General features: G+C 64.1%; 11 protein-coding genes. 10 read left to right on the top strand and 1 reads right to left on the bottom strand.

Annotated features, from left to right (window positions below; all coding sequences use genetic code 11):
* Positions 1–340: 340 nt before the first annotated feature.
* The 4 genes from IQ782_RS09455 (at position 341) to IQ782_RS09440 (ending at position 7196) form a co-directional block, all read left to right on the top strand.
* Positions 341–1738, top strand: coding sequence for an AAA family ATPase (locus IQ782_RS09455; protein WP_194134386.1), 1398 nt, complete (start codon positions 341–343; stop codon positions 1736–1738).
* A 1-nt stretch (position 1739) separates the two neighbouring features.
* A complete protein-coding gene (locus IQ782_RS09450; protein WP_194134385.1) occupies positions 1740–2822 on the top strand; it encodes a ParB/RepB/Spo0J family partition protein in 1083 nt (360 codons plus the stop codon).
* A gap of 108 nt (positions 2823–2930) precedes the next feature.
* Positions 2931–4184, top strand: a complete 1254-nt coding sequence (locus IQ782_RS09445) for a polysaccharide biosynthesis/export family protein (RefSeq protein WP_277347841.1) — start codon at positions 2931–2933, stop codon at positions 4182–4184.
* Positions 4185–4508: 324 nt separating this feature from the next.
* On the top strand, positions 4509–7196 hold the full coding sequence (locus IQ782_RS09440) for a S8 family serine peptidase (RefSeq protein WP_194134383.1): 2688 nt from the start codon (positions 4509–4511) through the stop codon (positions 7194–7196).
* Between the two features lie 39 nt (positions 7197–7235).
* Here IQ782_RS09440 and IQ782_RS09435 read toward each other — a convergent pair whose 3' ends face one another.
* Positions 7236–8102: a sulfotransferase gene (locus IQ782_RS09435; RefSeq protein ID WP_194134382.1), complete on the bottom strand. Its 867-nt coding sequence runs from the start codon at positions 8100–8102 to the stop codon at positions 7236–7238.
* Positions 8103–8480: 378 nt separating this feature from the next.
* Between IQ782_RS09435 and IQ782_RS09430 the strand changes: the two genes are divergently transcribed.
* From IQ782_RS09430 to IQ782_RS09405, 6 genes are all read left to right on the top strand, one after another.
* Complete coding sequence (locus IQ782_RS09430) at positions 8481–10793, top strand: GumC family protein (protein WP_194134381.1); 2313 nt, start codon at positions 8481–8483, stop codon at positions 10791–10793.
* A gap of 100 nt (positions 10794–10893) precedes the next feature.
* Positions 10894–12075 carry a glycosyltransferase gene (locus IQ782_RS09425; protein WP_194134380.1) on the top strand — a complete coding sequence of 394 codons (1182 nt, stop codon included), beginning with the start codon at positions 10894–10896 and terminating at the stop codon, positions 12073–12075.
* Complete coding sequence (locus IQ782_RS09420; protein ID WP_194134379.1) at positions 12072–13100, top strand: glycosyltransferase family 2 protein; 1029 nt, start codon at positions 12072–12074, stop codon at positions 13098–13100. The genes IQ782_RS09425 and IQ782_RS09420 overlap by 4 nt, the downstream gene beginning before the upstream one ends.
* On the top strand, positions 13097–13993 hold the full coding sequence (locus IQ782_RS09415) for a glycosyltransferase family 2 protein (RefSeq protein WP_194134378.1): 897 nt from the start codon (positions 13097–13099) through the stop codon (positions 13991–13993). The genes IQ782_RS09420 and IQ782_RS09415 overlap by 4 nt, the downstream gene beginning before the upstream one ends.
* The gene (locus IQ782_RS09410; protein ID WP_194134377.1) at positions 13990–14865 is read left to right on the top strand and encodes a sulfotransferase family protein; all 876 of its coding nucleotides are present in this window, start codon (positions 13990–13992) and stop codon (positions 14863–14865) included. The genes IQ782_RS09415 and IQ782_RS09410 overlap by 4 nt, the downstream gene beginning before the upstream one ends.
* A 37-nt stretch (positions 14866–14902) precedes the next feature.
* Positions 14903–15955 (top strand): acyltransferase family protein, encoded by a 1053-nt coding sequence (locus IQ782_RS09405; RefSeq protein ID WP_194134376.1) that lies wholly within the window; start codon positions 14903–14905, stop codon positions 15953–15955.
* Positions 15956–16378: the final 423 nt, after the last annotated feature.

The following is a 16378-nucleotide window of genomic DNA, read 5'->3' as shown; positions in this document are numbered from 1 at the left end:
GGGTCTGAACAGGCCAAAAAGGCACTTGAACCCGCAAACTGGGACCTTTGCACCGAGAATCGGAGCCAGTTGTCCTGAAAACGGGTCCCTTCGGCACCGTGCCGAGGTACCCATCACCCTGCATATGGGCACCTACCTTACACTAAACCACTGTTTTAAATCGGTTATTCCGAACTCAAAGATCTTAAAAACCCACAATACCTGAAACATAACAGGCTCTGTTACGTGTAAATCGAGGAATTTAGAGGAGCGAGAGCCTGCTTCGAGATTCCCATCGTGCAGAGCATGTGCCATAGTTTGCCCAATATCGCCCCAAACGGCGGACATCTACCGAGGCAACATGGCACAGAAACCTGGAGCGAAGGCGGCATTGCCGCCCTATTTCAACGTATCTCCCGAAGACGCGGCCGCCAAGCTTGCAGCGCCCATCGACACGGCGCGCTTTGCCAAGGCGGCGTCTTTCGCCATGCGCGGGCGCGACGACCTTGCGCGGCGCGGTTATGCGCCCGATGGTGCCAAGCGACTGCGCAAGTTCTCGACCTGGGAGGTCTGCCGCTTCCTCATACCCGTGGATCCCGGCCACCTGCGGCGCGTGCTGCGGCAGAACCCGCAATTGCCGCAGGGCGAAGGCGAAGGCGGCTCCAAGTGGTTCACGCTTGAAGAGGTGCTGCGCCTGCGCGAGCACTTTGCCGAAGAAGGTGCCCAGAACCGCCAGTACAAGAGCTGGCGGCCCGAGGGGCTTCCGGCGAAGGTCGTTGCGGTTGCCAACTTCAAGGGCGGCGTCGGCAAGACCTCGACCTGCGCGCACCTGGCCATGTCCGCCGCGCTCGATGGTTACAAGGTGCTGGTGATCGACCTCGACAGCCAGGGGTCGATGACCTCGATCATGGGCGGAAAGGTCGAGGACGAATGGCAGACGGTCTTCCCCCTGCTCGCCCGCGACTATGCGCAGAGCCTGCAAAAGGAGAACGAGGTGCGCGAGGCCGAAGGGCAGCCGCCCTTCGCGCTCGACGAGACGCTGCGCGAGGCGCTGGAGGTTTCGCCGCGAAACCTCGTGCAGAAGACCCATTGGCCCAACATCGATCTCATCGGCGCGCAGCTGAACCTCTATTGGGCGGAATTCCAGGTTCCGGTCTGGCGGATGCAGATGCGGGGCTGGGCGCTCTGGGACGCGCTGTCGAATGCGTTGGATGAGAGCGGGATGCTCGACGAATACGACATCATCCTGCTCGATACGCCGCCGGCGCTCGGCTATCTGACGATCAACGCGCTGGCCGCCGCCGACATCCTGCTGGTGCCGCTTGGCGCGTCCTTCCTCGAGTTCGACTCGACGGGCCGCTTCTTCGACATGATCTACTCGACCTTCGCCTCGATCGAGGAGGGCGAGAACCGCCAGCGCCGGGCCGACGGACTGCCCGAGATGCGGTTCGAATGGGACGCGGTGCGGGCGCTGGTCACGCGCTTCGACGCGGCGCAGCAGACCGATCTGGCGAATGTGATCCAGGCCTATTTCGGGGACTTCATGACCACCTACCGCCAGGAGGTGACGGCGATGGTCGGGCAGGCGGGCGAGCAGGTCTCGGGTATCTACGAGACCGATTACCGCGAGTTCAACCGCGACACCTATGTGCGGGGACGCGAAACCTTCGATCGCACCTGGGCCGAGGTGAAGGAAGTCATACTCGGCACGTGGTGGCGGGATCAGCAGATGGCCAAGGCCGAGCAGGAGGGACAGTGACATGGTGAAGAGACGCAAGCTGGAAACCCCCAGCGCCGAAGACCTGAAGCGCTACGAAGAAGAGTTTCGCGGCGAAACCGCCCCGGCGCGCGGACCGCTGAGTGCACCGATCGCGCAGGTCGCCGCGGAAACCGCCGCCTCGCTCGACAGCCGGCCGTCGGCGGTGCGGGTCGCCGACGCAAAGACCCGCGCCGATGCCGAACGTCTGCGCGAGGCCGAGGCCAAGGGTCTGGTCGTGCGCGAGCTTCCGGTGGCCGACATCGCATTGGAAGCCATGGTGCGCGACCGCATGGCGCTGTCGCGCGAGGAACTCGACGAGCTCAAGCAGTCGGTGATCGCAAACGGGCTGCGGCTGCCGATCGAGGTCTGGGATATGGGCGAGGGCAGCTCGCCACGATGGGGGCTGCTGTCGGGCTACCGCCGCCTGATGGTTTTCCAGGAGCTGGCCGACTACTGGCAGGGCGAGAAGTTCACGGTGATCCCGGCGCTGGTGCGTGACCCGGACGCCATGGGCGGCGCCTTTGCCGCGATGGTCGAGGAAAACGAGGTGCGCTCGGGCTTGACCCATTACGAGCGCGGCCGCATCTCGGTGCTCTCGGCGCAGCAGGGTGCCTTTGGCAGCGTCGAGGAAGCGGTCAACGCGCTGTTCCCGGTGGCCTCGAAGGCGAAGCGGTCGAAGATCCGATCCTTTGCCTTGGTCTTCGAGGAACTGGGCGACCTGCTGAAATTCCCCGAAGCGATGAAGGAGACGCTTGGCCTGAAGCTGGCTGCGGCGCTGCGCGACGGGCAGGAGGGCGCGCTGCGCGACGTGCTCTGTGATCCCACCCGCCGCAATGCCGAGGACGAGGCGGCGCTGCTGGGCAAGGCGCTCGATGCGCTGACGCCGACGGTGCGCAACCCGGCGCGGGGCGGGCGGCCCAAGAAGCAGGCAGCCCCCGCGGCGCGCACCACCGGCAGTGGCGTGCAGCTTGCCGCCGAGGAAGATGCGCGCGGCTGGGTGATCCGGGTCGACGGCAAACGGGTGGATGCCGAGCTGGTCGAGAGCCTGATGCAGAACCTGGAGCGTTTGCTGGCGCCGAACTGAGGGCCGGGCGCGCTGCCCGCTGTCCCGGCAACGGCCGTGGCAACCCATGAAAAAGCCCAGAATATCCTTGCGGAATCGGACGGGTGCCCCGTACCAATCGATGGGGAGATGCACAGCTTGAGGCTCGGTGATTTGACGAGACTGACAAAGGCTTTTTCGAGGCTGCTTGCCACTGCAGGCGCGGCAATTCTTTCCTCTCAGCCGCTTTGGGCGGACCCGTATCGCATCACCGCGGGGGACAGCGTGATCCTGACGATCTCCGGCGTCGAGGCCCCGGTCGAGACGATGGTGGACACCGACGGCGAAGTCCGGATCGGGCAGATCGGCGGCGTCGCGATTGCCGGGATGACGTTGAACGAAGCGGAAGAGACGCTGGCGCAGGAGATGCTGGCACGGGGGCTCTACGTCGACCCTCAGGTGAGTGTGGTGATCACCGCCTACGCGCCGGTCATCGTGGCTGGGGATGTCGGCTCGCCCGGCCGTCATGACTATTTCCCCGGCATGACCGTGGCCTCGGCCGTGGCCATCTCGGGCGGCAGCGTGGCCGGCAGCGTGAACCGGATCGAGGTCACCCGCGCCCGTGCCCTGGCGTCGAGCCAGATGCGCGAAGCCAATCTGAAGATCGCCGCCGCGGTCGCCAAGCTTGCCCGCGTCAGGGCCCAGCTCGCCGGCGACGAGGCAAGGGTCGAGCTGACGTCTGAGCTGGCGGCGCTGCTTCCCTCGGCGGCGGCGGTCGACCTCGACCGGCTCATCGAGGGCGAGGCAGAGGTGCTGGCATCCGAGCGCGAGCGCAGCGTCACGCTGCTTGCCTTCTGGGACGAGGAGATCAAGACGATCACCCATCAGGCCGCGAATTTCGATGATCGGATCGAGGCACAGCGTGCCATCTCGGAAGTATACCTCAAGGCGCTCGAGGACGCGCGCAGCCTGCAGGAGCGGGGGCTTCAGACGTCGACCCGCGTTTCCGACGCCGTCGAGAACGAGGCAACGGCGCGCAGCAAGATCCTCGAACTCGAAACTGCAAAGCTCAATGCGACCCGCGCAATCTCGAGTGCGGAGCGCGAGCGCGCAAGCTACCTGACCGAGCAGCGTGAGGCGGCGCTCGGCGAGCAGAACGAGCTGCTTGCCGAACTTGATACGCTGCGCGTCGAATATGATCGGGCAGCGGAGCTCACCGCTCTGCTTTCCGGCGGGCAGACCGGTGCGTTGCTCGACGAATCGTCGGTTGTGGTCGACTACGCGCTGCAAAGCTCCCGTCCGGGGCGCAGCGAGGGCGCGGCGCTGACGCCGAACTCGCCCATCTTCCCCGGGGAGACGCTGATTGTTGCGGTCCGCCCGGTCGGATCGGACCTGAACCAATAACAGCCTCTGCCCTGGCGGCATTGCCGCCGGGGTTGCCGATTCCGGTCACAATCCCAGCACCGGTGCAGGTTGGTTGCGTTGCGCGTAGGGACGTTTGTTGCCGCTATTTCAGGCGTCCATGGGTATCATGCGGTTCCTGAATGCAACAGATGTGGTGCAAAATGGCAACGTATCCCGAAAACAACCCTGTGAAACCGGCCTCGACGCCCCAAGGCGCGGTTTGCCCCAGTGCGGGCCAGCCGAAGTCAAGCTTCTGCCTCGATTGACCTCGAAACCCGACGCAGGACGGCAGCGCATTGGCCGTCGAGCGATAGGAGTTTCTCTATGACGACGGTGGCCGCGAGCGGTGTCTCAATTGAAGACCTCACGTCCGATCCCAAGGTCTATTTGACTTGGTATCTTCAGGGCTCTAGCAGAACGACGCTGAAGATCGACGTGGAATCCGTGTGGGAAGACTACAGCGGTGCAGGCGTGAAAGTGGGGGTGATCGACAGCCAGATCGATTTCAACCACGTCGACCTTTCCTCGGCCTACGACCTGTCCCTCGATTACAGTTTTGTCTCGGGCACCGACGAGGTTGAGATCAACTCCAAACAGATGATCGACTCGCATGGCACTTCCGTGGCCGGTGTGATTGCCGCCGAGGGCGGCAACGGCAAGGGCTCGGTCGGTATCGCGCATGGGGCGACGCTGGTTGGCCTTGCGATCGACTATTCCAGCGAGACCGTCGTGGACATGGTGCTTGCAGCGCTGAAGGCCGCAAAGTCCCTCGACGTGGTCAACAACAGCTGGAGCTTCGGCCAGAACTTCGGCGACAATTTTGCCGGGTCGGCCTATGCCGAATATGGACAGGCGCTTGAAGACCTTGCCGCCGACGGGCGCGACGGGCTCGGCACCTCGGTGGTCTTCTCGGCGGGGAATTCCGGTGTCGGCGGATCGTCGAACTACCACAACTTCCAGAATTCACCCTATGTGATCGCGGTCGGTGCGGTCTCGCCGTCGGGCGATGCCTGGGAGTCGACCAGCCTTGGGGCCAACGTGCTGCTGTCGGCACCCGGTGAAAACGTGCTCACCACAGCGGCGGCCAATCGCTATTCGCAACCGACCGGCACGTCCTTCGCGGCGCCGGCGGTGTCGGCAACCATCGCGCTGATGCTCGAGGCGAACCCCGAGCTCGGTTACCGGGACATCCAGCAGATCCTGGCGCTGTCGGCACGCAAGGATGGCCTGGGAGCGCCTGCGGAAGGCGGCATCGGCTGGATCGAGACGGGCACGCAGAACGTGAACGGCGGAGGCGCGCATTACAGCGACTCCTTCGGTTACGGGTTCCTCAACGTGCATGACGCGGTTCGGCTTGCCGAGAGCTGGACCAAGCAGCAGACCGCCGCGACGCTGGACGAGGTCACGGTCGCGGTGGACAGCAACCTTAGCCTGATCGCGGGGAGCGTGGATCACATCTCGCTGGGCATTGAGGTGGATACGGCTATCGAGGTCGAGCATGTCCAGCTGTCGATGAACCTGCGCTGGACGAACACCGGCGACATAGATGTCTATCTGACCAGCCCCGAGGGCACCACGGTCCAGCTGGTCTACAGCATCGAAGACCGCAGCTACATCGGCGCGCTGCGCAATTTCGAGCTGAGCTCGGTGGCGAGCATGGGCGAACTTGGCAGCGGCACGTGGACGCTGGACATATACAACCGCAACCCCGATGCGACGGGCAGCGATGGTGCGCCGCTGTCGGGCAAGCTGAACGGGGTGACTCTGACGATCCTCGGCGATACCGACGATCTGGTCGACGACCTCTACTACTATTCCGACGAGATGGGGACGCTCTATGCCGCGGACGGCGAGCGCCACGGCTTGGCCGACCTGGATGGCGGCGAGGACACGATCAACGCCTCGGCAGTCACCAGCAACAGCGTGATCGACCTCCGCGGCAAGCTCGCCAGCATGATTGCCGGCGTCGAGATCGATATCGACACTCCCGATGAGATCGAGAACATCTTTGCCGGCGACGGCGATGACACGCTCGCGGGGAACGCGGGCGACAATCTTCTGGACGGCGGTCGCGGCGACGATGTGTTCTACCTGACAGCGGGCGAGGACAGCCTTGTCGGCGGCGCGGGCAGCGACACGCTGATCATCGATGCGCTGTTCTCGGCGGTCAGCGGCTATTTCACCGAGACCGCCATGCTGGTGTTGTCGATCGGCGCAGACGTCATGTCCTGGGTGAGCGAGATCGAGGTCTTCAGCTTCATCGACCAGACCTACAGTTTCTCGGACCTGCTTGCGAGCTATGGCGACAGCATGCTGATCGAGACGCCGGCACCCGGAGGCGAGGTGACCGAGGAGGAGCTTGACGAAACCGATGGCGGCAGCCCCGCAACCTTGCCCGAGCCCGAAGCCGAGATCCCGGCCATCGAGGTGCCAAGCGAGGTCTTCGAGGAGACTGACACGGAGACCGTGCTCGATTTCGATACGCGGCACAGCGGCACTGATGGTGACGACAAGCTGCGCGGTGACAACGGCACGGACTCGATCAGCGGCGGTGCGGGGGACGACATGGTGGTTGCTCGCGGTGGCGCAGACTGGCTTGATGGCGGCGCGGGCGACGACATCCTCAAAGGGGGCGCGGGAGACGACACGATCCTCGGCGGCGCCGGCGACGACAAGGTGATCGGCGACGATGGGGATGATGTGCTGAACGGCGGGGCAGGGCGCGACGTTCTGCGCGGCGGCGCCGGCGCGGACACCTTCATCTTCAACATGCAGGATCGCGGGGACGTCGATGTGATCGGCGACTTCAATGCGGCAGAGGGCGACCAGATCCTGGTGACCGGACTCGAAGGGCAGGCCGATGTCGAGATCAACCTGTTGGAGAAGAACGGCGCGGTCTTCGTGGTGGTGGACACCGACGATGGACCTCAGCGCGTCTTCAAGGTCTGTTTCGACGACGTTGCCACCATCGACATTCTACAGCAGTCGCACGACGGCTTCCTGCTGGGCTGAGGCCGGGGCGGATGCCCCGGCTCCGGCGGCTCTCTGGGCTCAGGCCCGGAGGGCCGCAGGCTTGTACCGCTCCCAGGGGGTCGGCCGGTTGAGCAGCTTTTCCAGCGCGGCGACCTCATCGGCGTAGAAATCGGTCAGCATCGCCTCGGTCTCGGGCTTCATCGGCTGCACCACCGCGTTCATCGCTTCTCGGTTGGCGCTGCGCAGCTGGCTGATGCCCGGCGCGGATTTCACCGTTTCGACGACGCGGCCAAGCCCGTTGCGGCGGGCGTAGTTGCCGACCTTCCACAGCGCTTCGCCGACCACCGGATTGCGGTAGCGCACGCTTTCGTTGGCGCGCAGATCGAGGAAATCCTCCAGCGGCGGCAGCCCAAGCTGATCGGTGACCTGCCGGGCCATCGCCTCGCGGTCGGCGTTGATTTCTTCCTGGAAGAAGACGTGGATGCGCTCTGCGGGGAAGTGGTCGAACCAGCGGCGCAGGTGAGTCGCGTAGCATCCCTGATCGCGGTAGAGCGGGTTGTTGCCGAGCGCCGTCTCGAAGAGCAGGTTGTCGCCGCTGATATGCCCCTTGCGGGCCTCGTGCAGGTGGTTCGAGAAGGCGCGCTTCACCGGGTCGCGCAGCGTGACGAAGACATGCAGATCGGGGTTGTAGGCAGCGGCGCGCGCGGCGGCGGCGGGGTGGATGAGGTACGACGGCGAGATTTCCCCGCGGTGTTGCACCTGCTGCTCTGCAGCGAAGTTCCGCTCGTACCACTCGTAGCCGCGGTCGAAGTAATAGCTGAAGAAATCCACTTCCTTCTCGTCGCTGACCCGTACACCGGGGCATTGCTGAAGCACGCCGTAAAGCCAGGTGGTGGCGCATTTCTGGCCGCCGATCCCGACAAAGGTTGCTTGAAATCTACGCATGAGAATGTCCGGTTGGTTGCTTGATCTATCGCCCGGAGTCTGGCGCGGCACCGCGCGAATGGAAAGCTCTGATTGCCGGTCGTGCGCCGAAGCGCGCGCCGAAGCGTCACGAAGTGTTCAGCTAATGGTAGAATAGCTGAGAAATGAGCAAGTGCCTGCTGCATTCCGGGCGTGGTGGCCGATTTCCCTTGATCACCCGCTACATGTCGCGCACTCAGGAAACATTGGCAGGCCCATCCGTTGTCGTCGAACTGTTGAGTGGAACGGATAGAGATCTGACGTGTTGATAGAGTTGTGGCGAGTTGTGTCCGGGCGTGTTGTGCGCGTTTGTTAAGCAAGACGGACAGTTGAAGACTTTTTGAGGAACGGCGCAAATACATGAACAGTTTTGACCGAAACAGCCAGACAGGGTTCCAGATCGAGGACCGTGACCGCTTCCTGCCTGCGATCGAACTCGGTTCCGTCCTGAGGGACGCCCTGTCGAAGGTCTGGCGGCGCAAGCGCATCCTCGCGGCCTTCGTCTTCGGTGGCTTGGTCCTGGCTTTTCTTCTGCTGGTAAATGCAACGCCACTTTACACGGCCAGCGGCTCCATTCTGATCGATCCGCGCGTCGGTCAGAGCCCGGAAGCCAACGGGCAGGGGATGCCCGCCGGGCTTCTGATGTCCGACGCCCTGACCGTGGACAGCCAGCTTCGCGTGCTGACCTCGCGCGAGGTGACTGGCCGAGCGGCGCGGGACCTCGGTCTCTATGAACCCACCGAGAAGGACGAGCCGTCCTTTGTCTCGTCGCTGTTGCGCAATCTCAATCCGGCCTCGGCTGAAAGCGATCCTGCCGCCGATCTGACGCCCGAGTTGCGCGAGGAGCGCCGCGAGGAATCGATCCGCAAGAACTTCATCCGCAAGATGAAGGCCGAGAGGTCAGGCAGCAGCTTCGTGATCGACGTCTCCTACACCGCGCCTGGGATCGAATTCGCCCGCACCGCGGTGAACACTCTGATGCAGCAATATCTCACCGTCTCGGGCCAGCAGCAGATCGCCAGCACCGAGCGCACCCAGGAATGGCTGGCCTCGCGGGTCGAAGAACTTGGCAAGTCGGTCGAGACCGCGGAACGCGCCGTTGCCGACTACCGCCGCGCGAACATGCTGCTCACCGCCGAGGGCCAGCTGCTGCCAAGCGAGATCGCGCTCAACGCGGCGAACGAGGATCTCGTCGGCCTGCGGACCGAAGCCCTGGCTCTGGATGTGCAGATCTCGCAGATCTCGCAGCAGATCGACTCCGGGGCGATCGATGCCGTGCAGGTGCCGCCCGAGGAGCGCAGCCAGGCGCTTGATGATTTCCAGTCGCGCTACGCCCAGCTTCTCCAGGAAGAGAAGGAACTGATGCTGACCTGGGACGCCTCGGCGCCGGTGGTGCAGAGCGTGGTGAAGCGTAAGGCGCAGACCCGGGACTTGATCATCGACCAGTACAGCCAGATCCGCGACCGCCTGAACAGCCAGGCCGAGGCGCTGAACCGCCGTATCGCGGCGACACAGTCGCTGATCGCCGAGCTGAGCGACTCTTACGCCAATGACGCCTCGAAAACCGTGCAACTGCGCAGCCTCGAACGCGAGGCCGAGGCCAAGCGTGAGCTCTACGAGCGGCTTCTGGAAGAATACAACAGCACCTCGCAGCTGCTGACCTTCGACACGACCTCGGCGCGGGTGATCGCCTGGGCGGTGGCCCCGGATTCCAAATCCGCACCTGCCTCGAAAAAGGTCGTGGTCATGGCGGTCTTCGGGGCGATTGTGCTCGCGCTCGGGCTGATCTTCCTGCTCGAGGCGATCGATAACCGCTTCCGCACGGGCGACGATGTCACCGACACGCTTGGGCTCTCGTTCCTCGGGCTCGTGCCAAACTTCCGCACCGACGAGAAGCGCTCGCGCTCGAACAACCCGGAACTGGCGGCCCAGGCCCGCTCGCGGGTGCTGAGAGGTCTGCCGCAGGCGGTTCGGAATTTCGATTTCGCCGCGCGTTGGCCGCATTCGCTGACCGCCGAGACCATGCGCTCCATGCACGTGCAGCTGTCGCTGGCCTATCCGCGGCGATCGCGGCAAGGTGGCGGCGGGCTGGTTGTTGGCCTGACGTCTTCTGAGCGAGACGAAGGCAAGAGCACCACGGCCTTCAACTTCGCCAATTTCCTCGCCCGGCGTGGGGAATCGGCGGTGATCGTCGATCTTGACCTGATCAGCGGCGAGATGACCAAGCTGCTCGGACCGGTGCTGCCGGCACCGAACCAGCTGTCGGAGTTCCTGATCGACCGGGAACGCGCGGTAGCTGCGCTGCAACCGATCGAGGATTTCCCAGGTCTGGCGGTGATCGGCAACAGCGCGCAGCACGACTTCAAACTCTACGCGCCGAAGGACACCGCGGCGCTGGAAGAGGTGTTTGACGAGCTGCGCAAGCACTTTGATTACGTGATCGTCGATCTTCCACCGCTGAACGGCGTCTCGGAAACCCAGCTTCTGGCAACGCTCTGCGACACGGTGGTGCTGACGGTGCGCTGGGGAGCGACGGCGAAGGAAACGGTGAAGGCCGCGCTGCGCCATCGCGACCAGCTCCGCGACCGGATCTTCGGCGTGCTCTACACCCGCGCGTCGATCCGCAAGTTCGAGGCCTACAACAATCTGAAGATCAGCGACTACTACAGCTGAGTCCGCCCCACATTCACGACATACCTGGACCAGTGAGACCTCCCGATCATGAGCCAGAGAAATGAAACGGTGCAGGCGCGTGCCGCGGATGAGGCCAGTCATGGCCGCTGACGGCACGCGCAACCCGCCCGAGGTGCGTCCGGCGCGTATCGAAGTCTTTGGCTTCGATGTGTCCGAGATTTCCACCATTCGTCGGATCCGTGCGATGGTCGCGGCCGGTCATGACGTGCGCAGTTTCACCATGCGCCGACAGAACATGAACCAGGACTTCGAGCCGGAGTGGCCCAACACCCATCTCTACAACACCAAGGACGAGAACCTGCTTCTGCGCGCCGGTGTCGTGGCGGGCTCGGTTCTGAAAATGGCGGGTCACCGCGATCGGCTGCGCCGCGCGGATATGATCTTTGCGCGGAACATGGACATGCTGGCGATTGCCCAGGCCGCCCGGACCATCGCCGGGGCAGGGCATGTGCCGCTGATCTACGAGTGCCTCGACATCAACGGCTCGCTGTGCGGCGACGGGGCAAAGGGCAGGGCAATGCGCGCCGCCGAGCGCGCCTTGCTGGCCAAGGTTCAGTTGGTGGTTGTGTCTTCGCCGAGCTTCATCAGCGAATATTTCGGGCCGATGCAGGGCTATGATGGGCCCTGGGCCCTATGGGAGAACAAGCTGGCCGCCGGGGCGGCGCTGCCGCCACGCCCGCGCCTCCGCGCGCCTGCCGGCGACGGGCCGCTGCGGCTAGGTTGGGTCGGCACGATCCGCTGCGCGCCAAGCCTGAAGCTGCTGGCCGAAGTCGCGGACCGCATGGGCGACCGGGTGCAGGTCGAGATCCACGGCGTCGTGCACCGGCACACGCTGCCTGATTTCGACGCGGTCATCGATGCGCGCCCCAACATGACCTTCCATGGCCCCTACGAGTATCCGGGCGCCCTTGCCGATATCTACGGCGGCTGCGACGCGGTCTGGGCGCAGGACCTCTGGCAGCGGGGCAACAATTCCGACTGGCTGCTGCCCAACCGCATCTACGAGGCAAGCTGGGCCGGTTGCCCCAGCATCGCCGTCGCGGGGACCGAGACCGGGCGCAGGGTCGGGTCGGACGGGCTTGGCTGGGTGCTCGACGACGCATCGGGGGATGCGCTGCTGGCCCTGCTTGAATCGCTGCCGCGACAGGAGATCGTCGCGCGGGGGCAGGCGCTCCTGGACCGGCCGGACGCGGATTTCGTGCAATCGCAGGCGGACATCGAAGAGGTGATCGACCGGGTTCGAGCGGGGATCGCAGCATGACCTCTATGTCGGGCACCCCGATCATGGCGCGGCTGGTGGATCCGGCGGAAATCCTCGTTGCCATCCCGACGCTGAACGAGGAGGCGCATATCGCCCGCACGCTGGAGGCGTTGCTTCAGGATTCGCCGCAGATGCGGGACGTGCGGATCATCGTGGCGGACGGTGGCAGCACCGACCGCACGGTCGAGATCGTCGAGGCGATGGGCCGGACCCATCCCAACATCCGGGTCATCCACAACCCTTTGAAACTGCAATCGGCCGCGGTCAACCTGGTGGTTGAAACCTGCGCCGACCCGCGGCACAGCATCCTGGTGCGGGTCGACGCGCATTCTCACTACCGGCCGGGATACGTGCTTCAGGTCGCCGACAGTCTGCGCGAGCACGAAGTCGCGGGGCTGGCGACGGTGATGGATTCCGTCGGGCCGTCGTGTTTCCAGCGTGGATCGGCCTGGGCGATGGAGACCAAGCTGGGCTCGGGCGGGTCTGCGCATCGCGGCGGAGCCGCATCGCAATACGTCGATCACGGGCATCACGCCGGCTTTGACCTGGCGATGTACCGCAGGGTCGGCGGCTACGATACGGGCTTCATCGCCAATGAAGACGCCGAATACGATCACCGCGTCGCGCTGGCCGGTGGCCGCATCTGGCTCGATGCCGGGATCCGGCTCGACTACGTGATGCGGCCGACGCTGGCCAAGCTTGCGAAACAGTACCGCCGCTATGGGCAGGGCAGGGCGCAGACCCTCCGCAAGCACCGGATGCGGCCGCGCCTGCGCCAGATCGTTCCGCCGATAGTCGTGGCGGCTTCGGCGCTGTCGTTGCTGCTCGCCCCGGTGTTTCCCTGGGCGCTGGCGGTGCCGGCGCTCTATCTCGCCGCGGTGGCGGCGATGACCGCGCAGACGCTGATCCGCAAGCGCAGCCTTTGCGCGCTTTGGGTCGGACCGGCGCTGGTGTGCATGCATTTTGCCTGGGGACTGGGGTTCCTGGCTGAACTTGCCTATCCGAGCAAGAAGGACGCCCGATGAACATCGACCTTTGCATCTGCACCTTCCGCAGGGAACATATTACCGACACCTTGCGCTCGGTGGGAGCCTTGGCCGTGCCCGAGGGCGTCGCGCTGCGGGTCATCGTGGTGGACAACGACGACACCGACTCCGCACGCGCACGGGTGGAAGCGGTGGCGCAGACGTTGCCGATGCCACTGCGCTACATCCATGCGCCGGGCGCCAATATCTCGATCGCGCGCAACGCTGGACTGGATGCGGTCGAGGCGGAATGGGCGGCGTTTCTCGACGATGACGAGATTGCTGCGCCCGACTGGCTGGCCACGATGATCGCGCGGCAGCGCGAAACCGGGGCCGATGGTATCTTCGGCCCTAGCCGTGCCGTCTACGGCCCCGGAGCCCCGGAATGGATGAAGCGCGGCGATTTCCACTCGCAATACGCCGCACCGCGCAACGGCGTGGTCGAGACCGGCCATACTTGCAACGCGCTGCTGCGCTGGACCGCTACGCCCTGGGCGGCGGAACGCTTTGAACTGGCGCGCGGCAAGTCGGGCGGCGAGGACACCGAGTTCTTCTTCCGGCTGCGCAGCCTCGGCGCGACCTATGCAATCGCCGAGGATGCCGTGGTCACCGAGGAGGTTCCGGAGCAGCGCCTGTCGATTGGCTGGCTGCTGCGCCGCCGCTACCGGATCGGCCAGAGCTATTCCGCCACGGCGCAGAGCCTGCCCGCGCGGGCGCGTCTCTTCGGCACGGCGGGGGTCAAATCCGCCTATTGTGGAGCGCGGACGCTGCTGGCGTTGCCGAACCCCGAACGCCGCACCTTCTGGCTGATGCGCGGCACGATGCATGCCGGTGTCTGCGCCGGTTGTCTGGCCTTGCCCGAACGGGCTCTCTACGGCGGAGCACCCTCATGACTACAGAGACCCTGACCTCGCATGGCGCGGCGGCCAACTCGGGCAGGTTGCTGCCGCAGTTCATCATCATCGGCGCGATGAAATGCGGGACCACTTCGCTCTACCGCTACCTGGCGCTCCACCCCGAGGTTGACATGTCACGCGACAAGGAGACCGACTTCTTCGTTGCCGAGAAGACATGGGGGCAGGGGATCGGCTGGTACTCCGACCAGTTCACCGACACCGGAAAGGTCCGCGGCGAGGCCAGCCCCAATTACACCAAGTGCCGTGACTTTCCCGGCGTTCCGGCGCGCATGGCGGAGGTCTGCCCCGACGCGCGGCTGATCTACATCGTGCGCGACCCGGTGGTGCGGGCGGAATCGCAATACCGGCACAGCTTCATCCTCGGGATGCTCGACACCGACCCGGCCGATTTCGCCGGGACCCACGAGTATGAGCACATCCTCGACGCAAGCTGTTACGCCCGGCAGCTGGACGCCTTCCTCGAGCACTTTCCGAAAGAGCAGATCCTCGTGCTGGATTTCGACCGGCTGGTGCGCGATCCGCAGGCAGTGATGGACGACGTCTGCGACCATATCGGCGTTGCGCATCACCAACTGCTGGACATGGGCGCACAAAATGACAGCCGCGAGCTGTCGCGCGTGCCCGCCCCGATCCTGCGGTTCGCGCAGAGCCCGGTGGGGCGGCGGATCACCGGCGCGGTCAGCCGCGACACGAAAGACCGCATCCGTGGGATGCTGGCGCGGGGCAAGCCGCGAAAGGCCAAGGATTTCCCCGAGGACCTGCTTGAGCGTCTGCGGCGCGATATCGCCCCGGACGCTGCGCGCTTCCGCGAGATGACGGGACAGGACTTCAGCGGTTGGAGCGTCTGAGAACGCGACACGAAAGGCAGGACGCATGAGCACGAAAATGAGCTTCTCGACCCTTCAGGTCGGGCGCGCCATCGCGGCCATCGCGGTGGTCATCTTCCATGCGAACACCTTCTTCGTGCCGCAGCGGCTGCACGGCGGGGACAGCGCGGCACGAATTTTCGACATGGGCTATGCGGGGGTCGAGTATTTCTTTGTGCTCAGTGGCTTCATCATGGTTCTGAGCCACAGGCACCAGTTCGGAGACGCGAGCTGCGCTGGCAATTTCCTGACCAAGCGGGTGGTGCGGATCATTCCCTTCTACTGGGCGGTCATGCTGGTGCTGTTGGCAATGATGCTGGTGTACCCCTCGGCCGCCGACGGCAGGTTCTCGGTCGAGAATTTGCTGCACTCGCTGTTCCTCGTGCCGAATTCCGATGGTACGCCGCTGATGATCCACTCTGCCTGGACGCTGAGTCACGAATTCCTTTTCTACTTCGTCTTCACCGCGTTGTTCTTCTCGCTCCGCTGGGGCGCGGCCTTGTTCGGGTTCTGGATGCTGGGCGTAGCGCTGACGCAGGGTCTGGGGGCCATCGCCTACCCGTTCGATTTCCTGTTTTCGATCTACAACCTTCTGTTCCTGCTCGGAATTGTAGCGGCTTTCGCTCATGCCCATGTCAAGCCGCCGCTCGGCTGGACCTTGGCGCTTGGCGGCGCGGCGATCTTTCTGGCGAACGGCATCGTGCATACCTACGCGCTGGCCGAAGTGTCGCATGTGCTTCGAACGGTGATCTACGGCGTCGCTGCCTGCATGATGGTGACCGGCTTTGCCGGGCTGGAACTGGCAGGGCGGATCCGTTCGAACCGGGGTCTGGTCTTCCTCGGTGACGCCTCCTATTCGATCTACCTGGTGCATGGCATCGCGCTGTCGATCTTCACCAAGATCGTGACCGCGGCAAAGCTGAACCAGCATCTGACGCCGTTCCTGTCGCTGACGCTGCTTGTGGTCCTTGCGACCCTGGCCGGATGCCTTGCGCATCTCTGGATCGAACGCCCACTGCTGGCGGCCTTGCGCCCTTCACGCCGGGTGGGAACACCGGTCACTCGTGGTTGAGGCCGGGCGCAAACGCCAGATGGCACCTCGGGAAACCTTAACAATGGTAAATGCCACGTTAACATTTTTGCGAGCCGATATAGAGGCGCCTCTTTGAATTTCATCCCTGGCATGTGTCTGAAAATGGACACAATTACGCCGCTTTATTGGGCTGCAGCTTAAATAAAGGCCTAAATTTTCGGTCTGGCGGAAACTCGCCAACCTATTGTAGTATTTGCTAGCCGAAAAGGCGCATAGGTTGTAAATTTCTACCTGAGGGTGTCCTCAATTGTGGCAAAAACACGTTTATTTTAGGGCCATAACTCATTGACTTTGCTCGCTCATGCGACAAATGTGGCAGGCAAGAGGCCGAGAGGCGAGCAGCAATAATTAGCCAACCATCGCGGCGGCAATCTGCCGTTGAGAATTTTTTAAACATTGTGA

It is taken from the genome of Salipiger mangrovisoli (assembly GCF_015223355.1).
Lineage (GTDB): Bacteria > Pseudomonadota > Alphaproteobacteria > Rhodobacterales > Rhodobacteraceae > Salipiger > Salipiger mangrovisoli.
Note: the sequence above shows the minus strand (reverse complement) of the source record. Positions and strands in the feature narration are given on the sequence as shown.

Bases quoted from the DNA above. Each gene is read 5' to 3' on its own strand.
- IQ782_RS09455 (WP_194134386.1), top strand. From the start codon at position 341: ATGGCACAGAAACCTGGAGCGAAGGCGGCATTGCCGCCCTATTTCAAC.
- IQ782_RS09450 (WP_194134385.1), top strand. From the start codon at position 1,740: ATGGTGAAGAGACGCAAGCTGGAAACCCCCAGCGCCGAAGACCTGAAG.
- IQ782_RS09445 (WP_277347841.1), top strand. From the start codon at position 2,931: ATGCACAGCTTGAGGCTCGGTGATTTGACGAGACTGACAAAGGCTTTT.
- IQ782_RS09440 (WP_194134383.1), top strand. From the start codon at position 4,509: ATGACGACGGTGGCCGCGAGCGGTGTCTCAATTGAAGACCTCACGTCC.
- IQ782_RS09435 (WP_194134382.1), bottom strand. From the start codon at position 8,102: ATGCGTAGATTTCAAGCAACCTTTGTCGGGATCGGCGGCCAGAAATGC.
- IQ782_RS09430 (WP_194134381.1), top strand. From the start codon at position 8,481: ATGAACAGTTTTGACCGAAACAGCCAGACAGGGTTCCAGATCGAGGAC.
- IQ782_RS09425 (WP_194134380.1), top strand. From the start codon at position 10,894: ATGGCCGCTGACGGCACGCGCAACCCGCCCGAGGTGCGTCCGGCGCGT.
- IQ782_RS09420 (WP_194134379.1), top strand. From the start codon at position 12,072: ATGACCTCTATGTCGGGCACCCCGATCATGGCGCGGCTGGTGGATCCG.
- IQ782_RS09415 (WP_194134378.1), top strand. From the start codon at position 13,097: ATGAACATCGACCTTTGCATCTGCACCTTCCGCAGGGAACATATTACC.
- IQ782_RS09410 (WP_194134377.1), top strand. From the start codon at position 13,990: ATGACTACAGAGACCCTGACCTCGCATGGCGCGGCGGCCAACTCGGGC.
- IQ782_RS09405 (WP_194134376.1), top strand. From the start codon at position 14,903: ATGAGCTTCTCGACCCTTCAGGTCGGGCGCGCCATCGCGGCCATCGCG.